The following is a 793-nucleotide window of genomic DNA, read 5'->3' as shown; positions in this document are numbered from 1 at the left end:
GGGTAGCGTTAAAACGGGTAATACCACTATTAATAATGCAGGTGTAACAGCTGACCAAGTTACGGTTGGCGGCGTTGTTATCAATAAAACAACAGGTATTAATGCAGGTGGGTTAGCGATTACAAATGTTGCTGCGCCAACAAATAATACAGATGCAGCCAATAAAAAGTATGTAGATGATGCTGGTTCAACATTGACGAACTTGGGCTTTGGTTTAAAAGCGCAGGACGGCACTACTGTTAACAAGAAGTTAGGTGAAGCGGTTGAAGTTGTAGGTTCAAACAGCAATATCACGACTAAAGTAAATGCAGGTAAAGTGGAAGTTGCGTTATCGAATGCATTGGACTTAGGTACAACAGGCAGTGTTACTACAGGTGCAACTGTTATTAACAATGCAGGAATTACTGCAGCTCAAGTCACAGCAGATAAAGTAACAGTCAACAATGCACCAACAGCTGGTACAGATGCGACCAATAAAACCTATGTTGATTCTAAAGCTGCGGCATCAAAAACTGAAGTTGCAGGTGGAACCAATATAGCGGGAGTAGCAAAAACTACTGGTGCAAATGGTCAAGATGTTTATACTGTTAATGCCAATGGTACCACCGCATCAGCAGGTTCATCAGCTGTAACGGTAACTGCTGGAACTAAAGATGCGAACAATGTTACTGACTATAAAGTTGACCTTGCAGCAAGCACCAAAACAGATATTCAGAAAGGTGTAGATGCGAAGACAGCGGTTGATAATACCGGTTTAACCTTTAAAGGTGATACTGCAGCGACCAGCGCTACG

1 protein-coding gene is annotated in these 793 nt (G+C 42.2%); it reads left to right on the top strand.

Annotated features, from left to right (window positions below):
• Nucleotides 1–793 (top strand): hypothetical protein (locus AC4CUY_RS22425; protein ID WP_490774738.1); only part of this gene is annotated, 793 nt, incomplete at both ends.

The organism is Acinetobacter sp. 778_lipA, from assembly GCF_058242985.1.
Note: the sequence above shows the minus strand (reverse complement) of the source record. Positions and strands in the feature narration are given on the sequence as shown.